Source organism: Vibrio sp. 811 (genome assembly GCF_033339195.1).
Map to the genome: position 1 here is coordinate 1 of NZ_JAWOUB010000733.1, position 566 is coordinate 566.

Here is a 566-nt window from a genome sequence, read left to right on the forward strand (position 1 = left end):
AATCTGCGCTGCCGTAAAAGACATTTTTGAGGATACTCGCGCGATTGCTGAACCATCCGGGGCGCTTGCTCTGGCTGGCTTGAAGAAGTTTGTTGAGCAAAACCAACTGGAAAACAAAAACCTTGCCACGGTGCTGTCTGGCGCAAATACCAACTTCCATGGTTTACGTTATGTTTCAGAGCGTTGTGAATTAGGTGAGAAGCGTGAAGGTCTATTGGCCGTGACGATTCCAGAACGCCAAGGCGCTTTCTTTGAATTCTGTAATCTGATTGGCGGCCGCGCTGTCACCGAGTTTAACTACCGTTACAACGATGATGAACTGGCGAATATCTTTGTTGGTGTACGCCTGCAAGGCGGTCAGGAAGAGCTGGATAACATCATTCGCGACCTACGCGAAGGTGGCTACCCAGTCGTTGATTTGTCCGACGATGAAATGGCCAAACTGCACATTCGTTACATGATCGGTGGCAAGCCCTCTAAACAGCTGAAAGAGCGTCTCTATAGCTTTGAATTTCCTGAGTATCCAGGCGCACTATTGAAGTTCTTAAGCACGCTTGGCACCCATT

General features: G+C 48.8%; 1 pseudogene. It reads left to right on the forward strand.

The features are described 5' to 3' along the window. Nucleotides 1-566, forward strand: a pseudogene (locus tag R7Q46_RS29115) (threonine ammonia-lyase, biosynthetic); the annotation flags it as partial.